The organism is Streptomyces sp. URMC 123 (assembly GCF_051386515.1).
GTDB lineage: Bacteria > Actinomycetota > Actinomycetes > Streptomycetales > Streptomycetaceae > Streptomyces.
Window position 1 is genome coordinate 1 of record NZ_JBPQTV010000606.1, and the last position, 1,404, is coordinate 1,404.

General features: G+C 74.9%; 2 protein-coding genes. Both read left to right on the forward strand.

The window, feature by feature from the left end; all coding sequences use genetic code 11:
* The first annotated feature begins 88 nt into the window (after nucleotides 1-88).
* Entirely contained in the window at nucleotides 89-916 is an 828-nt protein-coding gene (locus tag ACSNOD_RS31145) for a M55 family metallopeptidase (RefSeq protein WP_436770431.1), read from the forward strand.
* Between the two features lie 113 nt (nucleotides 917-1,029).
* Nucleotides 1,030-1,404: helix-turn-helix transcriptional regulator (locus ACSNOD_RS31150; protein ID WP_436770432.1), on the forward strand; the 375-nt coding region annotated here is incomplete at its 3' end.

The window sequence follows — 1,404 nt, forward strand, 5'->3', positions numbered from 1 at the left end:
GTCACAGCGGCAGATCGCCGAACTCGCCGCCGCCGTACGCCGCGCCGCCACGACGCCGTGGGCGGCGCGGCCGTAGACTCCCTGACCCATGAAGGTGCTGATCTCCGTGGACATGGAGGGCATCTCGGGGTTGGTGCATCCCGCCGAGATGAACCCGGACCGCTACGACTACGCCCACGGCCGCGCGGTGATGACGGCCGAAGCGAACGCCGTGACAGCCGGCGTCCTGGACGCCGACCCCACGGCCGTGGTGTGGGTCGCCGACGCGCACGGAACCTTTCGCAACCTGCTGCCGGAGGAGCTCGACCGCCGGGCGCGCCTCGTCCGTGGCAAGCCCCGCCCGCTCGGCATGCTCGGCGGGCTCGACGAGGACACCGACGCGGTGATGTTCATCGGCTATCACGCCCGCGCCGGGGGCGGGCCGGCCGTGCTGGCGCACACCATGAACGACGGCATCCTCGATGTGCGCGTGGCCGGGCGATCCCTGGGCGAGATCGGGCTCAACGCGGCCATGGCCGGGCACATGGGGGTGCCGGTCGTGCTGCTCAGCGGTGACGACAGCGCCTGCGCCGAACTGAGCGAGCTGGTCCCCTCCGCGGCCACCGTCGCGGTCAAGCAAGCCGTCGGTCCGGCCGCCGCCGTCGCCCTGCACCCCGAGGAGGCCCGGGAGCGCCTGCGCCGGGCGGCGGCCGAAGCCATCGCGCGGCGGGCCCTGGTCCCGCCGCTGGTGATGGCCGGGCCGCTCGATGTCGAGGTCGACCTCGTCAGCCCGGGGACGGTGGAGCTGGCGACCCTCGTGCCGGGGGTCTCCCACGCCCGCGGCGGCCGTACGGTCGCCTTCACCGCCGCCGACTTCGGCGACGCCTACCGGCTGGTCCTGCTGTTCGCACAGCTCAGCACCATCAGGCCCGGATAGCGCGGCGAGCGCCTCCACCCCGCGCCCACGTACGCGACATGCACGCCCCAACGCACGCCGAATGATCGATCGGAGGTACGTTCCGCAGTAGGGTGGGGCGCAGGAGGTACCCGATGTCCGAGTTGTTCGACGCGGTCGACGCCCTGATCGCGGCGCAGTCCCCGCTGCCGCCCCCCGCCGAGCGGGAGCGGCTGCGCAAGGCGCACGGCCTGAGCCAGGAACAGGTGGCCCAGGCCCTGAAGGTGCGCCGGACGACCGTGATGTCCTGGGAGAACGGGAAGACCGAGCCGCGGCCGCCGCAGCGCGAGGCGTACGCCCGACTGCTGGGCAAGCTGGCCGAGCTCTACCCCCGCGACCCCTCCGCCGCCGCCCAGCACACGGCCCCTCGGCCCGCCGCCCAGCCGCCCGCGCCCGCGGCGTCCGCCCCGGCCGCGCCCCACACCGCCGCCCCGGCATCCGTGACGGCCCCGGCGCCCACCGCCGTACCC